The sequence below is a fragment of the Desertimonas flava genome (assembly GCF_003426815.1).
Classification (GTDB): Bacteria; Actinomycetota; Acidimicrobiia; order Acidimicrobiales; family Ilumatobacteraceae; genus Desertimonas; species Desertimonas flava.
In genome coordinates, this window is sequence record NZ_QKYK01000046.1 from 1 (window position 1) to 23045 (window position 23045).

The 23045-nt window shown below is 70.8% G+C and carries 24 protein-coding genes; 7 read left to right on the forward strand and 17 right to left on the reverse strand.

Going from position 1 to position 23045, the window contains the following annotated elements; translation table 11 throughout:
* Nucleotides 1-181: 181 nt before the first annotated feature.
* Nucleotides 182-1087: a rhomboid family intramembrane serine protease gene (locus DN771_RS27395; RefSeq protein WP_117000761.1), complete on the reverse strand. Its 906-nt coding sequence runs from the start codon at nt 1085-1087 to the stop codon at nt 182-184.
* A gap of 31 nt (nt 1088-1118) precedes the next feature.
* Complete coding sequence (locus DN771_RS27400; protein WP_117000762.1) at nt 1119-1898, reverse strand: YbhB/YbcL family Raf kinase inhibitor-like protein; 780 nt, start codon at nt 1896-1898, stop codon at nt 1119-1121.
* A 55-nt stretch (nt 1899-1953) separates the two neighbouring features.
* Here DN771_RS27400 and DN771_RS27405 point away from each other — a divergent pair, with 55 nt between their 5' ends.
* Together DN771_RS27405 and DN771_RS27410 are read left to right on the forward strand one after the other, a co-directional pair.
* Entirely contained in the window at nt 1954-2946 is a 993-nt protein-coding gene (locus DN771_RS27405) for a PIG-L family deacetylase (RefSeq protein ID WP_117000763.1), read from the forward strand.
* Nucleotides 2947-3063: 117 nt separating this feature from the next.
* Nucleotides 3064-3300, forward strand: coding sequence for a hypothetical protein (locus DN771_RS27410; RefSeq protein WP_117000764.1), 237 nt, complete (start codon nt 3064-3066; stop codon nt 3298-3300).
* Here DN771_RS27410 and DN771_RS27415 read toward each other — a convergent pair.
* The 4 genes from DN771_RS27415 to DN771_RS27430 form a co-directional block, all read right to left on the reverse strand.
* Nucleotides 3275-4144: a carbohydrate deacetylase gene (locus tag DN771_RS27415; RefSeq protein WP_162942487.1), complete on the reverse strand. Its 870-nt coding sequence runs from the start codon at nt 4142-4144 to the stop codon at nt 3275-3277. The genes DN771_RS27410 and DN771_RS27415 overlap by 26 nt on opposite strands.
* Nucleotides 4145-4155: 11 nt before the next feature.
* On the reverse strand, nt 4156-4677 hold the full coding sequence (locus DN771_RS27420) for a thermonuclease family protein (protein WP_117000766.1): 522 nt from the start codon (nt 4675-4677) through the stop codon (nt 4156-4158).
* Nucleotides 4678-5061: 384 nt separating this feature from the next.
* Nucleotides 5062-6252 (reverse strand): steroid 3-ketoacyl-CoA thiolase, encoded by a 1191-nt coding sequence (locus DN771_RS27425; protein WP_117000767.1) that lies wholly within the window; start codon nt 6250-6252, stop codon nt 5062-5064.
* Nucleotides 6253-6341: 89 nt separating this feature from the next.
* On the reverse strand, nt 6342-6923 hold the full coding sequence (locus DN771_RS27430) for a cysteine dioxygenase (protein ID WP_117000768.1): 582 nt from the start codon (nt 6921-6923) through the stop codon (nt 6342-6344).
* A gap of 240 nt (nt 6924-7163) precedes the next feature.
* On the opposite strand from DN771_RS27430, the gene nudC reads away from it, so the two are divergent.
* Nucleotides 7164-7943 carry an NAD(+) diphosphatase gene (gene nudC / locus DN771_RS27435; protein WP_162942488.1) on the forward strand — a complete coding sequence of 260 codons (780 nt, stop codon included), beginning with the start codon at nt 7164-7166 and terminating at the stop codon, nt 7941-7943.
* 19 nt (nt 7944-7962) lie between these two features.
* On the opposite strand, the gene DN771_RS27440 is transcribed toward nudC, so the two are convergent.
* Together DN771_RS27440 and DN771_RS27445 are read right to left on the reverse strand one after the other, a co-directional pair.
* The gene (locus tag DN771_RS27440; protein ID WP_117000770.1) at nt 7963-9960 is read right to left on the reverse strand and encodes a S9 family peptidase; all 1998 of its coding nucleotides are present in this window, start codon (nt 9958-9960) and stop codon (nt 7963-7965) included.
* 42 nt (nt 9961-10002) lie between these two features.
* The gene (locus DN771_RS27445) at nt 10003-10779 is read right to left on the reverse strand and encodes an SDR family oxidoreductase (protein WP_117000771.1); all 777 of its coding nucleotides are present in this window, start codon (nt 10777-10779) and stop codon (nt 10003-10005) included.
* A 78-nt stretch (nt 10780-10857) separates the two neighbouring features.
* Between DN771_RS27445 and DN771_RS27450 the strand changes: the two genes are divergently transcribed.
* Nucleotides 10858-11127, forward strand: coding sequence for a hypothetical protein (locus DN771_RS27450; RefSeq protein ID WP_162942489.1), 270 nt, complete (start codon nt 10858-10860; stop codon nt 11125-11127).
* A gap of 199 nt (nt 11128-11326) precedes the next feature.
* On the opposite strand, the gene DN771_RS27455 is transcribed toward DN771_RS27450, so the two are convergent.
* Both DN771_RS27455 and DN771_RS27460 read right to left on the reverse strand, forming a co-directional pair.
* Nucleotides 11327-11812, reverse strand: coding sequence for an SRPBCC family protein (locus tag DN771_RS27455; protein WP_117000773.1), 486 nt, complete (start codon nt 11810-11812; stop codon nt 11327-11329).
* The gene (locus DN771_RS27460) at nt 11809-12165 is read right to left on the reverse strand and encodes an ArsR/SmtB family transcription factor (RefSeq protein ID WP_117000774.1); all 357 of its coding nucleotides are present in this window, start codon (nt 12163-12165) and stop codon (nt 11809-11811) included. The genes DN771_RS27455 and DN771_RS27460 overlap by 4 nt, the downstream gene beginning before the upstream one ends.
* Nucleotides 12166-12368: 203 nt before the next feature.
* Here DN771_RS27460 and fusA point away from each other — a divergent pair, with 203 nt between their 5' ends.
* Nucleotides 12369-14456, forward strand: a complete 2088-nt coding sequence (gene fusA, locus DN771_RS27465) for an elongation factor G (protein ID WP_205528799.1) — start codon at nt 12369-12371, stop codon at nt 14454-14456.
* Here the strand turns inward: fusA and DN771_RS27470 are convergent.
* From DN771_RS27470 to DN771_RS27500, 7 genes are all read right to left on the reverse strand, one after another.
* Complete coding sequence (locus tag DN771_RS27470; protein ID WP_117000776.1) at nt 14453-15874, reverse strand: wax ester/triacylglycerol synthase family O-acyltransferase; 1422 nt, start codon at nt 15872-15874, stop codon at nt 14453-14455. The two genes, fusA and DN771_RS27470, sit on opposite strands and share 4 nt — an antisense overlap.
* Before the next feature lie 44 nt (nt 15875-15918).
* Nucleotides 15919-16485 (reverse strand): phosphatase PAP2 family protein, encoded by a 567-nt coding sequence (locus DN771_RS27475; protein WP_205528800.1) that lies wholly within the window; start codon nt 16483-16485, stop codon nt 15919-15921.
* Nucleotides 16482-17333 carry a RecB family exonuclease gene (locus DN771_RS27480; protein ID WP_162942490.1) on the reverse strand — a complete coding sequence of 284 codons (852 nt, stop codon included), beginning with the start codon at nt 17331-17333 and terminating at the stop codon, nt 16482-16484. Before DN771_RS27480 ends, DN771_RS27475 begins: the two co-directional genes overlap by 4 nt.
* Nucleotides 17334-17406: 73 nt before the next feature.
* Nucleotides 17407-18279, reverse strand: coding sequence for an alpha/beta fold hydrolase (locus DN771_RS27485; RefSeq protein WP_117000778.1), 873 nt, complete (start codon nt 18277-18279; stop codon nt 17407-17409).
* Nucleotides 18280-18530: 251 nt separating this feature from the next.
* A complete protein-coding gene (locus DN771_RS27490; protein ID WP_117000779.1) occupies nt 18531-18803 on the reverse strand; it encodes a LapA family protein in 273 nt (90 codons plus the stop codon).
* A gap of 116 nt (nt 18804-18919) precedes the next feature.
* Complete coding sequence (locus tag DN771_RS27495; RefSeq protein WP_117000780.1) at nt 18920-19813, reverse strand: SDR family oxidoreductase; 894 nt, start codon at nt 19811-19813, stop codon at nt 18920-18922.
* Nucleotides 19814-19965: 152 nt separating this feature from the next.
* Complete coding sequence (locus DN771_RS27500; RefSeq protein ID WP_117000781.1) at nt 19966-20859, reverse strand: 2-deoxy-5-keto-D-gluconate 6-phosphate aldolase domain-containing protein; 894 nt, start codon at nt 20857-20859, stop codon at nt 19966-19968.
* A 152-nt stretch (nt 20860-21011) separates the two neighbouring features.
* On the opposite strand from DN771_RS27500, the gene DN771_RS27505 reads away from it, so the two are divergent.
* Both DN771_RS27505 and DN771_RS27510 read left to right on the forward strand, forming a co-directional pair.
* Entirely contained in the window at nt 21012-22007 is a 996-nt protein-coding gene (locus tag DN771_RS27505) for a 1-phosphofructokinase family hexose kinase (RefSeq protein WP_117000790.1), read from the forward strand.
* Nucleotides 22004-23026, forward strand: coding sequence for a LacI family DNA-binding transcriptional regulator (locus DN771_RS27510; RefSeq protein ID WP_162942491.1), 1023 nt, complete (start codon nt 22004-22006; stop codon nt 23024-23026). The genes DN771_RS27505 and DN771_RS27510 overlap by 4 nt, the downstream gene beginning before the upstream one ends.
* Nucleotides 23027-23045 lie beyond the last annotated feature (19 nt).

A 23045-nucleotide genomic window follows, 5' to 3' on the forward strand; every position in this document is an offset into this window, starting at 1 on the left:
TCAGAGCCCCAACCGCGACCGCAGATCAAGGCCCACCCCGCGACCAGACCGCAACCCGGAGCAACATCAACTCTCCCATGTCGGGCGAGCGCCGAAGGCGCTCATGATTGGTGTCACAGAGTTGTCGGGCGAAACGCGAGCCTGTGACCAGGCGCGACGCGATGCCAGGACCCGAAGCGCGTCAGCTGCCGGCGACGAACGAGACGAGCAGGGCGGCGGCGGCGACGACGACGGGAGCCGAATAGGCCAGCGCTGGTGGGACTTTCTTGTGCCGGGGGGCGGTGACGAACCACCCGGCAGCCGCTCCGGCGACGAGCCCGCCGATGTGACCGCCGACGGACACGTTCCGCAGCGTGAACGTGATGAAGATGTTGAGGAGCAGCAGCGTGCCGAGGCTGGTGGACAGCGGGTTGATGCCCCGCTGGTACAGGCCCACCGACGCCGCGCCGAGCAGACCGAACACGGCACCCGATGCGCCGGCCGTGAGGGTGTGGGGAGTGAGCAGGAGGACGCCGGCGGAACCGCCGAGCAGGGCGGCGAAGTAGAGCAGGGCGAACTTCACCCGGCCGATCTCCCGCTCGAGCATGTTGCCGAGTTGGTACAGCAGGAGCATGTTGAACGCCAGGTGCAGGATCCCGAAATGGGTGAAGCCCGACGTCACCAGTCGGTACCACTCGCCCTCCGCCGTGCCGAATTGACGGATGGTGCCCGAACCGGTGAACTGCGCCAGCTCCTTGGTGAGTCCGAGGTCGATCGCCTCCTGGGTCACGCCCCGACCGCTCAGGCTCTCGGGATCGGCGATGCCCATCCAGAGGAACACGAGGACGTTGAGCGCCATCAGCACCGACGTGACGATCGCCGGCTGGCGAGCCTGCCAGTTGCGGACGCGAACCGTCGCCGCCGGTCGCCCTGCCCGGTAGCACTCGACGCATTGGCTGCCGACGTTGGCCTGGACGAGACACTGCGAGCACGCCGGCCGTCCGCAGCGGGTGCAGCGGCGGCCCGCCTCACGATCGGGGTGGCGGTAGCAGTGCGCGGTCGACGGAGTCGCCGAGGGCGGGGGCGGGGGCGGAAGGGGACGGTTCATCTCGATGTCGTCCAGTGTGCCGAGTGGTCGCTCAACCGGCTCGCTGGTACGTGCCGGTGATCGACACCTCGTCGAACGTCAGCGCCCGGATGGCGGCGACCAGGGCCGACGGCGCGGCGTCGGCGGTCTCCTCGAGCTGCTGATCGAGGAAGTGCAGCGTCACCCGGTACTGGTGGGAGGTGCCGGCCGGCGGGCACGGACCGGTCCAACCGGTACCCGAGCGGGAATTGCGGCCCTCGGTGCCGGCGTCGAGAGTGGTGCCACCGCCGATGGACCCGGCGGTGGCCGGCAGCCCGAAGACGGCCCAGTGGACGTAGCCGTTGGCATCCTCGTCGATCACGGTGAGGGCCAGCTCGGTCGTCCCGGCGGGCGGCTCGGCCCACTCGATGAGCGGCGCCTCGCCGGCGCCGTCGCACGTGAAGGCGCCATCGATCTCGCCGCCGTCCGTCCAGGGCGCCGTCAGGCCGTCGGGGCCGGCGGCCGAGTCGGCGGTGACTCCCGAACCGGGGGTCACGAGTCCGGCATCGGACACGTCGGCCACATCTTCGGCCACGGAGCCGGCCGACGTGTCGGCGGAGGTGTCACCGGACGAGTCCACCGGGATGCTGTCGGGGACCGTCAGCAGGATCGGCGGCGTGGTCGGCGGCAGCGTGGTGGTGCTGGTCGTGGTGGTGCTCGTGCCTTCCTGGCGCCACCGCTGCAGCTCGGTCGGTTCGCGCATCTCCCGGCCGTCGTCGGTGTCGCATGCCCCGATTCCGACTCCGATGAGGATGGACGTGGCGACCACGGCGAGACAACGGCGACGGGGCATGGACAGTGAGCGTAGGGGACGAAGCTCGCTCTGACGTGGCGATACCCTGCACCGGGTGCAAGCACTCCGCACCTTGCTCACCGTGCACGCGCATCCCGACGACGAGGCGTCGAAGGGCGCGGCGACGGTCGCCAAGTATCACGCCGACGGCGTGCACACGGTGCTCGTGTGCTGCACCGGCGGCGAGGAAGGTGACCTGCAGAACCCCTCGTTGCGCGAGCCGGGCCAGCCGTTCCACGGGCTCACCCCGGACCAGGAGAAGGCCAAGCTGGCGAGCCTGCGGCCGCTCGAGCTCGCCGAATCGGCCCGCATCATCGGCTTCGACGAGGTCGTCATGCTCGGCTACCGCGACTCGGGGATGCCCGACACCGAGGCCAACAGCCATCCCGATTCGTTCCACCAGGCCGACATCGACGAGGCCACCGGTCGACTGGTCGCCGTGGTCCGGCGCACCCGCCCGCAGGTGATCCTCACCTACGGCGACGACCAACGGGGCTACCCGCACCCCGATCACCTCCGCGTCCACGACGTCTCCGTGCTCGCCTTCGAGCGGTCGGGGGATCCCGACTGGTATCCCGATCTGGGCGAGCCGTTCCAGCCGTCGAAGCTGTACTACAGCACCTGGTCCAAGGCTCGCCTCCTCGCCGTCCACGAGGCACTGATCGCCAAGAACGGCTCGTCCCCCTACGACGAGAACTGGCTCGATCGACCCGACAACGACCACCGCATCACCACCCGGATCGACGTGTCGGCCTTTCAGGCTGCCCGCAGCGGCTCGCTGCGGGCGCATGCCACGCAGATCGATCCCAATGAGCCGTGGTGGTTCGGACTCGACGACGACGAGCTCAACGCCGTGTGGCCGTGGGAGGACTGGGTGCTCGCCCGGTCGCTCGTCGGCCCGATTCCCGGTCCACGCGGCGAGACCGACCTCTTCGACGGCATCGGTTCAGCGAGCGACGCAAGCGCCCCGGAGTTCGAGCGGGTAGGGCGGCAGAGCGCCACCGAAGCCGCCCGGGGTGCCCGCCTGCGTGGCCGGGAAACGCCATGAACGGAAGTGAACGATGACCACGGTGAACGGACGTGAACGATGAGCACGGTGAACGGACGTGAACGATGACCACGGTGAACGGACGTGAACGATGACCACGGTGAACGGACGTGAACGATGAGCACGGTCCAGTACCGAGTGGTGGTGGCCAAGGGCGACGAGCGGGTCGAGGGGCCAGACGACGCCGACGTCGTCGTCACCGTCCCGTTGGCCGAGCTCGCCGGGGACGTGGACCCGGCCGTGCTGTTCATGCAGGGCAAGCTCAAGTCCACGGGCCCGACCGGGCCGCTGCTCGAACGGTTGCGTGACGGGTCGGTGCAGGCGGCGCTCAGCCGGCTCGCATCGCCGTCCTGAGCTCGCGGTAGCCGATCAGCACGGCACCGGCGGCGTCGAGGCGGTCGCGCAGGTCGGGATCGAGGGCCAGCTCGAGGTCGTCGATCCACCGATCGGCCGACGGGCTGAGCTCGCGGACCTCCGGCGAGTCGATCGCCGGCTGGATGTGGATCTCGGTGACGCCCGGGGCGAGCGAGTCGATCGCCGCCAGGACCCGGCTCCGGCTGCCGGCGCGCCAGTCGTGGTCGAAGTGATCGGGGAACACGACCCCTTCGTCGGCGGCCAGCTTGCGGAACGGGAAGCCCGCCTGCTCGGCGGTGATCGTGGACGGCAAGCGGATCGGCAGGGCGAACTCGACGGCGAGGTCGAGGTAGATGTCGAAGAACTCCGGGCGCAGCGTGATGGCCGTGAGGTGGGGAGCGAGATGGGTGACGTCGATGCCCCACGCCAGCGCCCGCTCCACCTGGGTGCGCAGTTCGCGGCTGACCTCCTCGGGGTCGGCGTGCTCCCACAGGTCGTCGATGGAGCTCGGGAAGCCGCCGTCGCCCGAGAGCAGTGACGGCGCGTAGGTGACGGGGCCCCAGCGATAGACCGCGTGCTCGGCGTTGAGCGTGAGGTGCACGCCGATGTCGTCGGTGCCAACGTACTGGGTTGCGGCGTGGCGAGCCCACGGCGCCGGCACCATCAGCGACGAGCACGTGGCGGCACCCTCCCGAAGTGCCCGGAACACACCGACGTTGGCGGCATGGCACGACCCGAGGTCGTCGCACGACAGGATGACGAGCCGGGCGTCGGGGGGGTACCCGATGCGTTCGTTCAGCGAGAGCGAGTCGTCCTGACTCGGCAGGGGTGTCGGCGAGGCCACGATCGGTGACGCTATCCCGCGCAGGCGGCCCAGAGACCGGTTCCAGCGGCGTCGGCCGCGGTCGCCGCGGCGATGAACCGCCCGGCGAACGTGTCGTTCGGTGGAATCGTGAGCGGTCGGGCGAGGCCGGCCGCGACGATCACCTCGTTGAGGAAGACGTCGTCGTGCCGCCGGTACACGTAGGCGAGCAGGCGTCCGTAGTCGTCCCGCCCGACGACATCCCGCTCGAGGCGGACCTGGGTGCCTTCGGGCAGCTGTTCGCTTGTGAACGCCGCCGCTTCGGGACCGAAGCACTCCGCCGGCTCGTCGTCGTGGGCGATCTCGGGGGTGTTGATGCCGATCAGGCGGACACGTTCCTCCCGGCCTCCGATGACGATGTCGATCGTGTCACCGTCGACCACGTGGTCGACGACGCCGATGTCGGGCGGCAGCCCGTCGTCGTCGGCGTTCAGCCTGATGACGAGAGCCGCGACGAGCACCGCACCGACGGCCACCGCGGCGACGATGATCGGCACGGGCGACCGGCGGCGCATCGCGCCGTTCTAACTGGTTCGTCGGGCCGTCGGATGCGTTCGGCGCCGAACGGCCCGGGACGGACCGATCAGCGCGGACAGTCCACGCGGACGGCGGACGCGACTGACGAGATGTGCCTGGAGGTGCGCGGAGAGGTGTGCGGAGAGGTGTGCGGAGAGGTGTGCGCAATGGTGTATGGCGGTGCCGTTACCGGAGGTGTCTGGGCGGTGAGCGGAAAGGGCGTGCGAGGCGGAGGGCCGTCCGCTGGTCGCCGTCCCAACCGGAGGGTAAATACCGGACGCTTCGGTGGGGTATGTACCCTCCCGTTCGTACCTGAGGTGTCCCCGCGGCGAGAGACCACCCTCGCTCATCCCGTCAGGGGCGCAGGTGGCCGACGCTGCCGGTCAGAGGCGCTCGATGAGCGTGCCGGTGCCCAGGCCCCCGCCGCAGCACATCGACACGAGGCCGTAGCGGCCACCGGTGCGCTCGAGCTCGTACAGCGCCTTGGTGAGCAGGATGACGCCGGTGCCGCCGAGCGGGTGACCGAGAGCGATGGCACCACCGTTGGGATTGGTCTTGTCGAGGTCGGCGCCGACCTCCTTCGCCCAGGCGAGCACGACCGAGGCGAAGGCCTCGTTGATCTCGAACGTGTCGATGTCGCCGATCTTCAGGCTGTTGCGCTCCAGAAGGCGCTCCGTGGCGTCGATCGGGCCGGTCAGCATGAGCACGGGATCGACGCCCACCAGGCAGGTGTCGACGATACGGGCCCGCGGGGTGAGGCCGAGCTCCGCGGCGCGACCGGCCGTGGTGATCAGCATGGCGCCGGCGCCGTCGCTGATCTGGCTCGAGTTGCCGGCGGTGTGCACGCCATCGGGCCGGGCGACGGGCTTGAGCGTGGCGAGCTTCTCGAGGCTCGTCTCGCGGATGCCCTCGTCGCGGTCGACCGTATGGGTGGTCTCGGCCGGCGTGCCGTCCTCGTTGCGGTCCGGAGCCTCGATGGCCACGTACTGGCCCCCGAAGCGGTCCTCGGCCCACGCCGTGGCGGCCCGCTGCTGCGAGGCGAGGCCGAAGGCGTCGGTGTCCTCACGGGTGATGCCCCACTTGTCGGCGATGCGCTCGGCGCCTTCGAACTGCGACGTCATCTCGTAGTTGCCGAAGTACTCCGGCGGGATCGGAATGCCCAGGCCGAGGGACTTCGCCGAGTTCGACCCGATCGGCACACGGCTCATCAGTTCGACGCCGCACGCGACGGCGACGTCGACCACGCCGGACTTCACGAGCGAGGCGGCGAGCCCGGTGGCCTGCTGGCTGGAACCGCACTGGGTGTCGACGGTGGTGGCCGCCGTGGTGAGCGGCAGCCCGGCGCCCAGCCACGCCGTGCGGGCGATGTTGAAGCTCTGCTCGCCGACCTGGCTGACGGTGCCACTGACCAGCTGGCCGACGAGGGCGGGATCGATGCCGGTGCGGTCGATCAGCTCCGCCTGCACGCGGCCGAGGAGGCTGGCGGGATGCAGCGTGGACAGACCGCCGTTGCGCTTTCCGACGGGGGAGCGGACCGCGTCGATGATGACGACATCGTCAGAGTTGTAGGCCATCGGCACAACGTACGACCCCCTCTCCGCCTCTTCCGAGTCGGGGACCGCCGAAGTCGCGGCGCCGGTTGTGACATTCGTCGACCAGGTGACTACTCCGCAGCGAGGACGGCCGGTGCCGGGTCGACCCAGTGGGTCCGGATCCGGTGGCCGTGCACGCCGGGCGTCGGCTCCTCGTAGAACCCCATCGAGCGCAGCGGCTGCGAGTAGGCGTGCAGCGTCGTCGCCGGCCCGGCAGACCGATTGGCGAGGTCGTGGGCCACGCCGGCATCGATCGTCGCGCCGTCACCTGCTGTCAGCCGGCGACGGATGAGGGCGCCGCCGGGGCGCCCTGTGCTCCGGGCTTCCTCGAGGTCACCGTCGACGACGATGAGCGCCCCGTTGGCGCCACCGTGGTCGTGCAAACCGGCCGCCTGGCCCGGAAGCCACCCGAGCAGCCAGACCTCGTAGATCGGCGTCGAGAGCAGGCGCACGCGTGCCCGCTGCTCGTCGTCGTGGCGAACGTGGGGCCGCCACAGCGACTCGGCGCGTGCCAACCCGCCGACGATGTCGGCCAAGGCGTCGACCGGCAGTCGCGGCGCACGGTCGAACGGTCGGCCGGTGCCGCCGGGCACGGCGGACGACGTCCGGTCGGAGACGGACGGGAAGATGGGGACGAGGAGATCGGTGGGCACGGGGAGCCTCCTGCGGGCATCGAGAGCGGTCGGGACGGGATCAGAACGCGTCGCGACAACACCGACCGTCCATGCACATCGCCGTGGGCGACAGCAGGTTCGTCGGGCTCATGGAAGCCAACATACACCAATTCCGACCGAATGACTCGACAATTAGTCGAGATCGTGTGCCGGCCACCGGGAGATGGCGCCGTGGTCTCGCTCGGGCCGGTCGCCGGGGCGCCAGTAGGGTCCACGGCCATGACGACGTTCGAGCTGGCGACCAGCGCCGCTGTCACCGGATCACCGATCTACGTGCACGTCATCGGCAACAAGGTCTTCACCGACGATCGGGTCGAGGACGATTCGTGGCCGCAGCACGTCGTCGGGTCCCTCGACCGCGCGACGGTCGTCGCCGTCGACGTTCCTGACGGACAGGACCCCAGCTACGGGGCGTCCGTCGACCTGCGGCGGCTGTTCGGCATGGTCGACGAGCCCACCTGGATCGCCAACGGGCGCGCCGTCCAGCTCGTCACCTGGGCTCGCACCCACCGCTTCTGCGGTGCGTGCGCGGCGCCCACCGTCCGCTCCGCCGTCCACGCCGCGATGGAATGCACGGCGTGCGGCCTGATCGCCTTCCCGCGCATCGCACCGGCCACCATCACGCTCGTCACCCGCGGTCCGGACGGGCCGGACCAGGAAGCGCTGCTCGCGCGCGGCGTCGAGTGGGCCTTGCCGATGTACTCCTGTCTTGCCGGCTTCGTCGAAGCCGGCGAGACGCTGGAGTCCTGTGTCGTGCGCGAGATACGCGAGGAGGTGGGCATCACCGTCGGCGACGTGCGGTACCGGGGGAGCCAGCCGTGGCCGTTCCCGCACAGCCTGATGATCGGCTTCCGTGCCCGCTACGAGTCGGGCGACCTCGTGCTCCAGGAGGCCGAGATCGCCGACGCCGGGTGGTTCCGCCGCGACACCCTCCCCGGCCTGCCGAACGCCATCTCGATCGCCCGCCGCCTCATCGACGAGTGGGTCGCCGAAGCCTGACCGACCGGCTCGCTGCCGCTCACCGGGCGGCGAGGTGCTCGGTGAACCAGTCGAGGATGATCTCGGCGCGCATCGTGCGGTGGACCGGCGAGCCGGACCGTGACAGCTCGTGGTTCTCGGCCGGGAACCGATAGAACGTCACGTCCTTGCGCAGCTGGCGCATCGCCACGAACAGCTCCTCGGCCTGGCTGATCGGGCAGCGCAGGTCGTCCTCGGAGTGGATGATCAGCAGCGGCACGGTGATGTCGCGGACCCGCGTGATCGGCGACATGCGCAGGTACTCGTCCGGGTCGTCGAGCGCCGTGGTGCCGACGACGCCCCGCCACACCGTGGAGATATCGGCCGAGACCTCCTCGGTGATCCAGTTGTTGACGGCACGCTCCGTGCAGATCCCGCGGAACCGGTCGCTGAAGCGGCCGGCCAGCGTGGTGGCCATGTAGCCGCCATAGCTGCCGCCCAGCATCCCGACGCGGTCGGGGTCGCAGAAGGGGTAGGTGGCCAGGGCGTGATCGAGCACGGCCATCACGTCGTCGACGTCGACCGATCCCCATCCGGTGCCCGGGAACTTGGGGTGCTTGGGACCGCAGATCGCCTGGCCCCACGCCTCGTCGCGGCCGCTGCCGCCGCGGGGATTGCTCATCAGTACGACGAACCCGGCCGCCGCCTGCATCTGGGCCTCGTCGAAGAACGCCTCGCCGTACTGCGTGAACGGGCCGCCGTGCACGTTGAGGAGGACGGGGTACGTCGTCGTCTCGTCGAACCCCGCCGGGCGCATGATCCAGGCGTCGATCTCGCCGTAGCCGTCGCTGCAGGGGACGGCGAACTTCTCCCAACTCGACCAGCTGCGCGTCAACGACGTGACCGGCCCGTCGAGGGTGACGAGCTCTGCCGGGTGCTCGACGGTCGCCTGGGCGAGGGCCACCGTGCCGCTTGCGGCGTCGAAGCTCTGCACGGCGATGCGCCCGGATGTGAGCGGCCGAGGAGCGACGGAGCCGGCCGCGTCGACCTCGTAGAGGTGCGTGTCTCCGCGGTCCTCGGCGGTCGCCAGCAACGTCGTGTCGTCGCGCCACACCGGCGGACGGATGCCGGCGGTGGGGAGGAAGGAGCGGTCGAGCCCGGCCGACGCCCAGACGATGTCGCCGCCCTCGATCGACACCACGCCGACTCGTGGGTTGAGCGGGAAATTGACAGGGTCGTCGTTGCCGACGAAGGCGACCCGGCTGCCGTCGGGGGAGACGCTCGGAAAGCCATAGCTCCCCGTCTGGGCGGTGAGTGCCCGAGGCTCGCCGTCGAGGGGCACTACGTAGAGGTCGACCGCCAGGTCGAAGTCCCAGTCGTCGTGCCGCTGCGCCGAGGTCACCACGCCGGACGAGTCCCGCAGCCACGAGACTCCGGCGTGCTGGAACGTGCCCGGCGTGAGGTTGCGCGGCGTTCCCGTGCCGTCGGCGGCGACGACGTAGACGTGCGCCGGGCGGTCGAAGATCCAGCCCTCGCCGTTGGCCTGGGTGAAGAACGTCTCGATCTTCCGGGGCGCCTGCCAGCTCTCGTCCTTGGCCTCGTAGCGGTTGTCCCGGGTCCGCGAGGTGTAGGCGAACCACTTGCCGTCGGGGGACCACGCCGGCTCGCCGAAGCCCTCGGCCATCGTCGCCACGGTGCGGACCTCACCGGGTCCCGACACCGGCATGACGTGAAGCGTGGCCTCCTTGGGCGCGCCGGGTTGGCTCGGCTCACCGCGCCGTGACGTGAACGCCAGGAATCGCCCGTCCGGCGACCACACCGGCTGAGCGTCGTTGGGGCCGGCCGTGACGGGGACCGGGGCGCCGTCGCCGGTCAGCCACACCCTGCTGCGCGTGGTGTTGGCCTTCAGGTCGATCGTCGCCACGACGAACGCGACGTGCGACCCGTCGGGGGAGACGGCGGGTTGGGCGATCGACGTGCGACCGTCGAAGAGGTCCTTCACCAGGTCGGCGAAGGGCGATGGGGCGAGCTTGTCGTTCGGTGCGTCTGTTCCGGTCACCCGGACATCATGTCGTCCCCCGCTCCACCGGGCGCGCCGAGATCAGCCGGGCCCGACGACGCGCGCCTGGAGGCGGCGCATCCCCGCCAGCCAGCGCTCGTGGTCGTTCGCCTTGCGCTCGACGTACTGCTGCACCTCGGGGTGGGGCAGGATGAGGAACCGCTCGGTGGCGATCGCGTCGGCCACGACGTCGGCCACCTCCGCCGGCTCCAGCACGTCGCCGGCGGCGCGCACCACGTCGGTCCCGCCGCCGATGTCCGAGTTCAGCATGTCGGTGTTGACGCCCTGCGGGCAGAGGCAGCTCACCCGAACGCCGCGGTCGCCGTACGTGATCGACAGCCACTCGGCGAAGGCGACGGCCGCTCGCTTGGTGACCGTGTACGCCGCCGAACCGATCTGGGCGAGGAGTCCCGCCGCCGACGCCGTGGAGCAGAAGTAGCCCTCACCCCGCTGCAGCCAGCCATCGATGAGGTGCTTGGCCGCCCAGCGGTGGGCGTGGATGTTGACCGCGAACGCGAGATCCCAGTCCTCTTCGGGCGTCGTGAGGTCGACGCCGAGGGCGAGGCCGGCATTGGCGAAGAACAGGTCGACCGGGCCGAATGCGTCCTCGGCGGCCCGGATCAGGGCGATGTTGCCCTCCTCGGTGGACACGTCGGCGACGATGCCGATCGCTCGCTCGAGCCCGTCCGCGACGGGGTTGGGGTCGAGCACGTCGGCCACGACGACGTTGGCGCCGCCCGCGTGGAAGCGCTGGGCGAGCGCCGCTCCGATCCCCCGTGCTGCCCCTGTCACCACCACGTTGCGTCCCTGAAGTTCCATTGCGGCGACATTAAACAGTCGCGGCCGTGCCGCTGATGTCGACGCGGTCGGGGTGCTGCGGGGGTACGGTGTGGAGTGATGACCGAGAGCATCGAGCGCCCCACCCCCGACGAGGCCGACGACGCGGCCCGCGCCGGAGCGCCGGCCGCCGAGGTGGCGCAGGCCGGCACGGCCCCTGCCCGCCCGGACGCCGACGCCGCCCGCGACGCGGTGATCGCCGAGGCCGTCGGTGTGATCGATCAGGCGCTGGGCCACATGCTCAGCCGTGAGCTGGTATCGAGCGGTGAGGTCGCCGACCTCTTGCTCGACCTGCGGACGGCGCTGACCGCCGCCCCGTCTCGCGTCTGACGACGGCCGTCGCCCGCCGCGTCGTCCCGCGACGGGAGGGTATTTACCCACCGCGACGACCGGAGGGTATCCACCCACCCGGAGCCCGCGACCGGAGGGCAAATACCCGACGCTTCGGTGGGGTAGGTGCCCTCCGGTTCTCGCGGTAGGGAAATACCCTCCCGTTTTCCGGAGTGCCGCTCGCTGGGCTGTCGGGCGCCTAGAGCGTCTTGGCGAGGGCGACGAGCTGGTCGAGGGCGGCGCCCCATCCCTCGAGGAAGCCCATGTCGGCGTGCTGCTTGAGGTCCTCGGGACTCTGGTGCATGGCGACTGCCCGGTAGCGGGTGCCGCCCGACGAGGTGGCCTCGAGCTCGATCACCGCGGTGAACGGCATCGGCCCGGCCTGAGGTCGGAACCCCGGGCCGAGGGCACTCGTCCAGGCGAGGCGCTCACCGTCGACGACGTCGAGGAAGCATCCGGTGCCGTCGAACTCGTCGCCCTCGGGGGAGCGCATGACGGTGCGGAACCTCCCGCCGGGGCGGAGGTCGATCTCGCAGATGGGCGTCTCGTACGGCTTGGGCGCGAACCACTGCGTGACGAGCTCCGGAGTGGTCCAGGCCCGCCAGACCAGTTCCGGGGGGACATCGACCTCGCGGATCAGCTCGATGTCGAGGTCGCGGTCGAGGACGTGGGGCGTGAAGCTCATCGGAGGTTCCTGTGTCGTTGTTCGGTGTGGTGGAGTGCCGTGACGAAGGTGTCGAACTGATCGAGCCGCTGTTCCCAGGAGCGCCGCTGGTCGGCGAGCCACCCGTCGGCGAGTTGCAGCGCCCGGGGCGACAGCTCGTACGTCCGCACGCGTCCCTGCTTGGTGGAGATGACGAGCGCCGCCTTCTCGAGCACACCCAGGTGCTGCGTGAAGGACGGCAACGCCATCGAGAACGGCACGGCCAGCTCCGACGTCGAGGCCGGACCGGCGACGAGCCGCTCGATCACGGTCCGTCGTGTGTGGTCCCCGAGGGCGTGGAACACGCTGTCGAGCTCGGCCAGTTGCTTGGGCACCGGTCCACTGTCCCACGTGATTCATACTTAGGTCAATACCTAAGTATTGGTCGGCGTCCGATCTGGACGGGCGCGCGGCGCCGCTGAGGTGGGTGATGGTGCGCCCGCGGCGCCGCGAATTGCCCTCCTGGCACGGCACTAGTGTGAGGCAGACACCGCTCCGGGAGCGGGCCACCATTCGAGACCGTGATCGGGGGCAGATCGTGACCATCCCGACCGAGCGCATCCGCAACGTCGCACTCGTCGGCCACAGTGGCTGTGGCAAGACGTCGGTGGCCGAAGCGCTGCTGCACCGTGCCGGCGTCGTGACGCGCCTCGGCACGGTCGACGAGGGCTCCACGGTGTGCGACACCGAGCCCGAGGAGATCAAGCGCAAGATGTCGCTGTCGCTCGCCGTCGCCCCCTTCGAGTGGCGGGCGAGCGACGGTGAGACGTACAAGGTGAACCTGATCGACACGCCCGGCTACGCCGACTTCGCCGGCGAGGTGGACGCCGCGCTGTCGGTTGCCGATCTCGCCGTGGTGGTGGTGAGCGCGGTCGACGGCGTCGAGGTGGGCACCGAATCGGCGTGGGAACGCTGCGTCGCGGCCGGCATCCCGCGACTCGTGTTCATCAACAAAGAGGACAAGCAGAACGCCGACTTCCACCGCGTCCTCGCCCAGCTGAGGGAGAAGTTCGGGTCCGGTTTCGTGCCGCTCGAGCTGCCGCTCGGAGAGGAGCAGGCGTTGCACGGCGTCGCCGACGTCCTCTCCGATCAGGGTTTCGAGTACGACGCCGACGGCACCCACCACACGGCGGACCTCCCCGCCGACGTCGCCGACGAGGAACACCGGATGCACGACGAGGTCGTCGAGGAGATCGTGTCGGGTGACGACGCACAGCTCGAGCGGTATCTCTCGGGCGACGTGCCGACCTCGGCCGAGCTGGAACGCACGCTGGCCCACGAGGTGTGCGACTGCGTCGAGTTCCCCGTCACGCTGGGCTCGGCGACCAGCGGCGTGGGCATCGATCGCCTCGCCGACTTCATCTGCGAGCTCGGCCCGTCGCCGGCCGACCGCCCCGTCACCGTCGTCGGCGGCAAGGGTGACGAGGCCGTCGACGCCGCGGTCCCCGCCGACTGCTCGGGACACCCCGTCGCCTACGTGTACAAGACGGTTGCCGACCAGTTCCTCGGTCAGGTGTCGGTGTTCAAGGTGCTGTCCGGGACGCTGTCGAACGACTGCCGGCTGATCAACAGCGCGACGTCCACCGAGGAACGAATGCACGGTCTGTTCCACCTGTGTGGGCGTGACCACGTCCCCGCCGACGCGGTGGTCGCCGGCGACATCGCCGCCGTCGCCAAGCTGGCCGGCACCCCGACCGGCTCGACGCTCGTCGCGCCGGGCAAGCCGGTGCGGGTCAACGGGGCCATCGCGCCGGTCGCCAACTTCGCCGTCGCGCTCGAACCGCTCACACAGGCGGACGACGACAAGCTCTCGGCCGCGCTCGCCCGACTCTGCAGTGAGGACCCGACGATCGCCGTGGAGCGTTCCGACGAGACGCACCAGACGGTGCTGCGGGGAGCCGGCGACATGCACGTGGCCGTGGCGCTGGAGCGGCTCAGCCGCAAGTTCGGTGTCAACGTCACCACCGCTGACGTCGCCGTGGCGTACCGCGAGACGATCACCGCGCGAGCCGAGGCCGAGGGCAAGCTGAAGAAGCAGAGTGGCGGGCACGGGCAGTACGCGGTGGTGAACCTGCGCGTGTCGCCCACCGAGCGGGGGAGCGGCTCGGAGTTCGTCGACTCGGTCGTCGGCGGGGCGATCCCGCGCAACTACATCCCGGCCGTCGAGCGCGGCATCGTCGAGGCGATGGCATCGGGCGGGGCGTTCGGGTTCCCGGTGGTCGACGTGCGCGTCGAGTGCTACGACGGCAAGTACCACAGCGTCGACTCCTCGGACATGGCGTTCCGGACGGCGGCGGCGACGGGCCTGCGCGAAGCGCTCGCCAAGGCCGAGCCCGCCGTGCTCGAGCCGATCTCGCTCGTCACCATCACCGTGCCCGAGCACCATCAGGGCGACGTGCTCGGCGACCTCAATGCCCGGCGCGGGCGCGTCAGCGGTTCGTCACCCGTCGGTGGTGGCCTCCACGAGATCGTCGCCATGGTCCCCGCCGCCGAGATCCAGCGCTACGCCATCGAGCTGCGCTCGATGACGGGGGGCCGCGGCCGCTTCACCGCCGTCCACGACCACTACGACATCCTGCCCAAGCACCTCGAGTCGAAGGTGGTCAAGAAGGGGTCGTCGGCCTAGGAGGCCGCCAGGTCGCGGGCGGATTCGGCGATGAGCGTGGCGAGCCGGTCGGGATCGCCGACAGCTGCGGCGTCGACGTTGATGCCCATGTCGAGGTTGCCGTTGTACGAGAGCATCGTCATGTTGAACGCGACGCCGGCGAGCGGGCCGACGGGGTAGTTCTCGAGGAGCTTGGCACCGGCGATGTACACCGGCATCGGCGCCCCCTTGACGTTGGAGGTGGCGAAATCGATCGTCTGGGACTGCTGGCGGGCGAGGCGGGTGATCACCGAGGTGGGCAGGGCCGTGGCCACCGTCGCCAAGGTCTCGAGGTTGGCGCCGCGCGTTGCGTCACGGGCCGACTCGGTGGCCTCGGCGATGGCGGCGAATCGCTCGGCGATCGACATCTCGCCGGTGGGGACGAGCATGCGCACGAGCGAGAAGGCGTTGGCACCCGACTCGTCGGTCCGTGTGCTCACGGCCATCGAGGCGCGGAGCTGCTCGACGGGTTCGCCGAACTCGATGTGGTAGCGCGACGCGGCCTCGGCGGCGGTGGTGACGAACGCCGTGTTGAGCGAGCCTCCGAGACGCTTGGCCGCCTCCTTCGTCTGGCGGAACGGGGCTCGGGCCGTCTTGATGCTCCGGCGCAGCGAGCGCTCGCGCCAGAGCGGAGACCGCGCCGATTCGGTGTCGGACAGCTGCGACACGATCGCCCGCATCGTGTCGACGGCCGCCGTGCTCGCCTTGGGGATCGACACCGGGTCGGCCAGCAGATCGGTCACCTGCTTGGCCACCTGGAGCGGTAACCGGAAGGCGCCCTCCACTGCGCCGCGAAGGGCGTCGAACGTCGACAGGGCCGGCAACGGCTCGGGGACCCGCTCCTCGATGAAGGCGTCGAGGGAGTCGGCGGCGTCGCGTTCGAGGTCGAGGTACTGCAGCGACATGCGTACCGCATTGACGCCGTCGCTGATCGTGTGGTGCATCTTCTGGATCAGCGCACCCTTGCCGCCGCGCAGCCCGTCGACGACGAGGAACTGCCACAGCGGGCGGGTCCGGTCGAGCGGGTCGAGGATGAAGCGATTGGCCAACTCGAACAGCTGGTCGCGCGAGCCCGGCTTCGGGAGGGCGACGTGGCGGACGTGGAAGTCGATGTCGAAGTCCGGATCGTCGGCCCACACTGGAGCGCCGAAGTCGCCCGGACCGGACTGCACCCGCCAGCCGAGTCGGGGGAACGACGACACCGCGCGCTCCATGCGGCTGCGGAGACGCTCGGCGTCGAGCGGGCGGTCGAGGATGCTGACCGTGCCGAACGTCGACGAGAGGTACGGGTCCTTCTCGAGGCGCCACATCATCGCCTCGCTGCCGTTCATCCGGCGATCGGCGGCCGCCGGGCGCTCCGGATCCGCTCGGGAGTCGGTGGGGGCGTCGTCGTCAGCCATCGGCCACAGACTGCCACGCGGCGGGCGCCTCTGTGTCGGGACGGCTACATCAGGCGGCGGGCGCGGAGGAACCGTCGTCCCAGCGCCCCGAGCGCGCCGCCGGTGGCGAGGCCGGCCACGACGTCGGACCCGTGATGGATGCGGACGTACGCCCGCGAGACGGCGACCGTGCCGGCGAGCGTCCACCACAGCGGAGCGCTGCGCCGGCCGTCCCACCCGGTGAGCACGGTGGCGGCGAAGGCCGCCGCGCTGGCGTGCCCGGACGGGAACGACGAGGTGGTGGGGGTGCGCAGCTCGAAGCGATCGTCACCGCTCACCGTGGGGCGGGTGCGACGGAAGAGGCGCTTGATGCCCTGGTTGACGACGAGGCTCTCGGCGCCGATGAGGGCGGCGAGGATGGGGACCTGCTGGAGCCGGCCGGCGCCCGTGATGCCACGACCGACGTTGGCGAGGTGCCAGATGAGGCTGAACTCACCGAGGCGGCTGGCGGTGGTGAACACCGCATCGCACATCGGGTGGCCCCGCAGCGGCTCGAGGGCACCGTCGACCCATCGGTCGAACCGCTCGACGGCCGGACCGAGTGCACCCTGGCCCGGCGTGGGTGGGCTCACGCGGCGACGGCCAGACCGAGGGCGGCCGGAGCTTCGACGCGGGCCAGCGCGGCATCGCCGCCGAAGGACGGGCACCAGCGCTGGAACGCGCAGAGCGAACACAGGGACGACTGCCGAGGTTGGAACTCGCCCGTCACGCACGCACGCTCGACCGCCTTCCACACCGCGGCGGTGCGGGTGGCGACGAACTTGGCCGACTGGGCCGAGGGGGTGGCCTCGATGATCTCGCCGGAGCTGAGGTAGAGCAGGCGGATGGCCGCAGGGAGCCGGCCGAACACCTCCTGGCACAGCAGCGCGTAGAAGTGCACGCCGGACATGCTGCGTTGCTCCCAGTTGGTGGACGGCGCCCGACCCGTCTTGTAGTCGGACACCACCAGCTCGCCGTCGTCACGGAGCTCGAGCCGGTCGATGATGCCCCGCAGCGTGAGGTTGCCGACCTGGGCGCTGAGCATGAGCTCGAGCCCGATCGGACGGACGGCGTCGGGGTCCTCCATCGTGAGGTACCGGGACACGAGATCGCGGCACTCGGACTCGAACCGTTCCGCTTGATCGTCGGTGAAGCCGAGCAGCGTGTAGTCGGGAAGCTCCCGGTACTCGGCGAGCGCCCGGTCGAGCGCGTCCTCGAACACGGCGGGAGAGCGACCGCCGGCCGGGGCCTCGTAGCCGAGCTGCAGGGCGCGATGGACGAGCGACCCGCGCGTGGTGTGCACCGTGGGTGGATCGCCGAGCCGTTCGATGCTGGTGAACCGGAAGGCCAGTGGGCACTTGGTGAACGCCTCGACGCGGCTGGGCGACAGGCTGGTGGGCACCTCGTAGACCCCTGTCACCTCGGGCTGGTCGTTCTCCATGCCCGCCATCGTAGGGCGACCCTGTCACACAGTTCCGGGACCCGGACCTCGCCGTGAGGTCGGCGGCGGGGCGTCAGCGGGGGACGGAGGCGGAGACGATCGCCGCGGTCTTGCCGGGATGGGTGAACGGGCCGAAGTGGTCGAGCTCCGGGTGTAGCTCGTAGGTGCCGCTGGCGAGCCGCTCGGCGATCGTCGGGGCGATCATCGCCGGCCCGGCGTTGACGCCCTCCGGAGCACCTCCGATGACGACCGTGGGCGTGGCGATGGCGGGCAACCGATTCCAGGTGCCGTGGCCGAGGCTGTTGCGGAAGGTGGCCGACTCCAGCTCGGGGGAGCACGACAGACGCACCGGCCCTTCGGGGTCGGACGGGTCGACGGGGGTCGTCCCGCCCGTCACGTAACCACGCAGCGCCTCGGGATCGAACGATCGCATGGGCGGTTTCGACGCGAAGTTCTCGATCGCCGCTCGGGCGCTCGGGAACTCACGACGTCGCCGCACGGCGCCGTCGGCCAGGGGGTTGGGGCGGTCGGCGGTGGCCTCGGCCGGATCGAAGACGATCGGCTCGTACAGCGCGAGGGCGCGGAAGATGTCGGGTCGACGGTCGGCCGCCATCAACATGGCGGTGCCACCCATGGAATGACCGAAGCCGACCAACGCCGTGGCGTCCGGCGCCTGCTCGCTGAGCCACGCCGCGGCGGCGAGGGTGTCGTCGCCGTAGCGGTTCCAGTCGACGTCCCCCGCGGCCGGGGGTGTCAGCCCGTGCCCACGGACGTCCACGCCCCACACGTCGAACCGGTCGGCCAAGGCCTCGGCCAGCGGGCGGTAGGCCGGCGCGTTGAAGCCGGTGGCGTGGGCGATCAGCAGCGGGGATGAGGCTGGGCCGGGAGCGAGGTGGTGCAACGCGACGCGGACGTCGTCCGACGACGTGACGAGATGGACGGTCATGCGGCTCCCATTGTGCCGACCGCGCCGGCGAGGCCCTCGATCGGAGGGCGCTCCGTTGTCCCGGCCGCTCCGATGTTCAGCTGTCCCGGCGCCTCCGGCGCTCAGCTGTCCCGGCGCCTCCGGCGCTCAGTTGTCCCGGCGCCTCCGGCGCTCAGTTGTCCCGGCGCCTCCGGCGCTCAGTTGTCCCGGCGCCTCCGGCGTTCAGTTGTCCCGGCGCCTCCGGCGCTCAGTTGTCCCGGCGCCTCCGGCGCTCAGTTGTCCCGGCGCCTCCGGCGCCACCACGCCTGGAACAGCCGGTCGAGGATGGCGCCGATGACCAGGGCGATGGCGATCGCCACCCACACCGGCATCTCCACCTTGGGGATGATCAGCCGCACGTGGACCTTGTCGCCGTTCCCGACGATGAAGACGATCGCCAGGATGGCGATCACGACGAAGCCGATCAGCGTCGGCGAGACCTGCCGCTTGTCGTTCCAAGTGCCGGGACCGTCACCACCCGACGCGATGTCGTTGCGTTCGTGCACTGTGGAAACCTCCTGTCGTCAACCGGTCGGCGGCGGCCGAGAGCCACAGCATGGCAGAGCAGCGCTCGGCCACCGGGGATCTCCGCCACCGCCGCGGCCGTGGTCTCGCTCGACGACTACTTGAGGAACGGCAGGAAGAGAGCGGTTTCCTCGCCGGTGCTCGCCGGCACTGCGTAGCCCTCGCGATCGGTGATCGTCGCCCAGTTCTCGGCCACCAGTTCCGGCGTCAGGTCCGGCGAGAAGTAGCCCTTGGCCTCGCCGATGAACACCTCGGCGACGCGGCCGCCGCCCACCGAGAACACCCGGCCGGTCGCCTCACATGACTCGTGGGCGAGGTAGGTGACGAGGGGAGCGACGAACTCCGGCCCGAGCTTGTCGCCGATGGGCCCGAGCAGGTCCTCGGTCATCCGGGTGAACGCGAGGGGAGCGATGGCGTTGGCCTTGATGTTGTACTTGGCGCCCTCGACGGCCAGCACGTTGGTGAAGCCGACGAGGCCCATCTTGGCGGCGCCGTAGTTGGTCTGGCCGAAGTTGCCGAAGATGCCGGCGCTCGACGCCGTGCAGATCACGCGGCCGTAGCCCTGCTCGCGCATGATGATCCACGCCGGCTTGGTGACGTTGAAGGCGCCCTTGAGGTGGACGTCGATCACCGGGTCGAGGAGCTCCGGCGTCATGTTGTGGAACGTCTTGTCGCGGAGGATGCCGGCGTTGTTGATCACGATGTCGACGCGGCCGAAGGCGTCGACCGCGGTCTTGACGATCGCCTCGCCGCCCTCGGGGGTGGCGACCGAGTTGGAGTCGGCGACCGCTTCGCCCCCGGCGGCCTTGATCTCGTCGACGACCGCCTGGGCGGCGCCGACGTTGGCGCCCGTTCCGTCGACGGCGCCACCGAGATCGTTCACGACCACCAGGGCGCCGCGCGACGCCAGGAGGAGGGCGTGCTGACGTCCGAGACCGCCACCGGCGCCGGTGACGATCGCGACCTTGCCGTCGAACCCGAGCTCACTCATCAGACCTACGTTCTCCTCTCCGGCCCCTGCGGCCGGTTCGTTGCTGCCGGGCGCGTGCTCGCGAACCGGCCGGGATCGGGGAATTACCGATCGGTAACGTAAACGAGTCGTCCGATCGCGTGCGAACCCGCAGGCGGAGACGCCTCGGGCTCTCAGAGCTGGGCGGCGATGAAGACGTCGACGAACTCGAGGTAGCGGGAGGCGATCGTGGCCCGCGCCGTCTCGGCCTGAATGTCTCCCGCGCGCCAGCCGATCAGGCTGTCGGCCCAGATGCTGCGGCCGACGGCGAACCCCGTGTAGCCGCCGGCGGCAGCCGAGCGCAGCCACTCGTTGACGGTTGCGACCGAGGCGCCGGCGCCGAGCACGACGATGCCGGCATCACCGGAGCAGCGGGCCTGCGCGGCGATCCGCCGGCACCCGTCGGGGTCGGCCACGCCTTCGACCTTCCACAGCGCGGGGTGGACGCCGGCCGACTGGATGTCGGCGATCGCGTCGACCACCAGTCGCGGCCGCAGCGACGCCTCGAGCTCGTCGGCGGTGGACCCGGCCAGCTCGTCGTCACGGTATGGCGTCAGCACCTCGAGGAGGAGCGGGACGCCGCGAACGCGGCACTCGCGGTCGATCTCGGCGAGGCGCCCGAGCTGCGTCGCCCGTGCCTCCGGATCGCCGTCCGTTCGGTGGCGAACGAGGACCTTGGCGTAGGCGGTCCCGTCGCGCGCCGCCAGGGCGTCGAGACGCAGTCGCCAGTCGTCGTGCTCGAAGACCAGCACGGGCTGGGCGCTGCGCTCGAACGCCATCGCCACGGCGACGCCGAGTTGCTCGGCGGCCGCGGCCGCGTCCGCGCCGTACTCGTCGTCGAGCAGCACGCCGAGCCCACCGAGGCTCGGCCGGATCGCCGGGATCGTCGCCAACGCCTCGACGACGAGTACCTTGGCGGCGCGCAACTGCGCCGCGGTCTCACCATCGACGCGCTCCGGCACGCCGAAGAGCTTCTCGTACGACCGCCGGTGGTCGACGGCGAGGAAGAAGCGGGCGCCGCCGCTCACGACCTACCTACTGCGCCGGAGGACGGGGCGGCGGTGAAACGGTGGCGATGCATGCGCTTGACATCGATGTCAGACTCTGACATCGATGTCAAGCACGAAGAGGGCGGCGGGAATCGACAGCTCCACCGATCGGGCGACCCCGGTGCGCTCCGATGAATGACGACGGGAGAGATGGCGTCGAGCCGGGCGTGCTCGTCGCCATCGGGCTCAATCTCACGCTCGACCGCACCCTCCGGCTTCCCCACCTCGGTCCCGGACACGTCCTGCGGGCCACCGACGTCGCCGTCACCGCCGGTGGCAAGGCGCTCAACGTCTGCCGGGCCGCCCGAACGCTCGGCGCCGAATGCGCGCTCGTCGGGCCGTTCGCCGGCGAGCTCGGCCGCTTCGCCCTCGGCCTGATCGCCGCCGAGGGAATTCCCTGCCACCACGTCGCGGTCGAGGGCGAGGTGCGCGGCACGACGGTGGTGCTCGAATCTGACGGCCGCGCCACGGTCATCAACGAACCGGGTCCCGAGCTCAGCGCCGTCGCATGGCACGCCCTGCGGACCGCCATCGCCGGCGCCATCGGGCATGGACGGTTCGTCGCCGTCAGCGGCAGCGCCCCTCCCGGCACGCCGGCCGACGCCGACGGCCAGATCATCGGCATCGTCCGCGCCGCTTCGGGGTTCGTCGCCGTCGACGCCAACGGTGAACGTCTCCTCGCCGCGGCCGCTGCGGGAGCCGACCTCGTCAGTCCCAACCTCGCCGAAGCTGAGTCGGCGCTCGGCACCGCGCGCGGGGCCGAGGCGACCGACGCTGCCGGTGACGATCACGACGAGATCGTCGAACGAGCAACGCGTGCCGCGGCCGCCCTCGTCGCTGCGGGCGCTCGATCGGCGATGGTCTCGGCTGGGCCCCACGGCGTGGCATGGATGGGGTCACAGGCGTCCGGCTTCGTCGGCGCCCCCTCTGTCGGCGTGGTGAACCCGATCGGCGCGGGAGACACGTTGCTCGGCGCGACGCTGGTCGCGCTGGCCGCGGGGCTCGCGCTCGCCGACGCCGTCCGGCAGGGCGTCGCCTACGCCGCGGCGTCGGTCGCCCACCCCGTCGCCGGCTGTGCCGATCCGGTGATGGTCGCCGGACTCCGCGCCATCGTGGGGCCGGCGTGAGCGCGGCCAAGACGCCGACGCTGGCCGACGTGGCCGACCGCGCCGGTGTCTCGCCCAAGACGGCGTCGCGGGTGCTGAACCACGAGGGCAACGTGCGACCCGACAAGGTGGCCCGCGTGCTCGCGGCCGCCACGGAGCTGGGCTTCACGCCCAACGAATTCGCCCGCTTGCTCCGCACGCGCGGTTCCACCACGACGATCGGAGTCGTCACCGCCGACATCGGCGACCCGTTCTGGACCGGCGTCATCCGGGGCGTCGAGCTGGCCATCGGCGATCCGGACCGGGACGATGTCGGCCATCCGCAACGGTTCATCCTGTCCGCGTCGACGCGCGAGCGCTCCGATCGGGAGCCCGAGATCGTCGCCGCCATGGTGGACCGGAGGGTGATGGCGCTGCTCGTCGTGCCCACGACGACGGACCAGAGCTACCTCGGCGCGCTCGCCGAGCGGGGGGTGCCCGTGGTGTGCGTCGATCGGCCCGCGGCGGGGACCGATGTCGACGCCGTCGTCGCCGACGACGACGGCGGCGCGCGGCGTGGTGTCGAGCTTCTCATCGCCCAGGGGCACCGCCGCATCGCGTTCGTCGGGCGGCCGTCGGTGTACACCACCGCCGAGCGCATCGCCGGCTACCGGGCCGCGCTCAGGGCGGCCGGGATCGTGGTGGACGACCGTCTCGTCCACCCGACGATCACCGACGCCGCCTCGGTCGGCCCGATCGCCGAGCGCTTGCTGTCGCTCGACGATCCGCCCACGGCGGTCTTCACCGCCGACGTCGCCGCCTCGATCGGGATGCTGGCGTGCCGGCGGACACGTTCGTGGCGGCCCGCCATGGTCGCCTTCAGCGACTTCGACGCCGCGCCCGTGGTCGAGCCGACGGTGACCGTGGTCCACAACGACCCCGTCGAGCTCGGGCGCCGCGCCGCCGAGCTCGTCCTCGATCGGCTCGCCGGTTACACCGGCCCGCCGCGGCGCGTGCGCATCGACACACCGATCATCGAACGCGAAAGCCATCTCGCCTAACGGTTTGGTGCCTGGCACC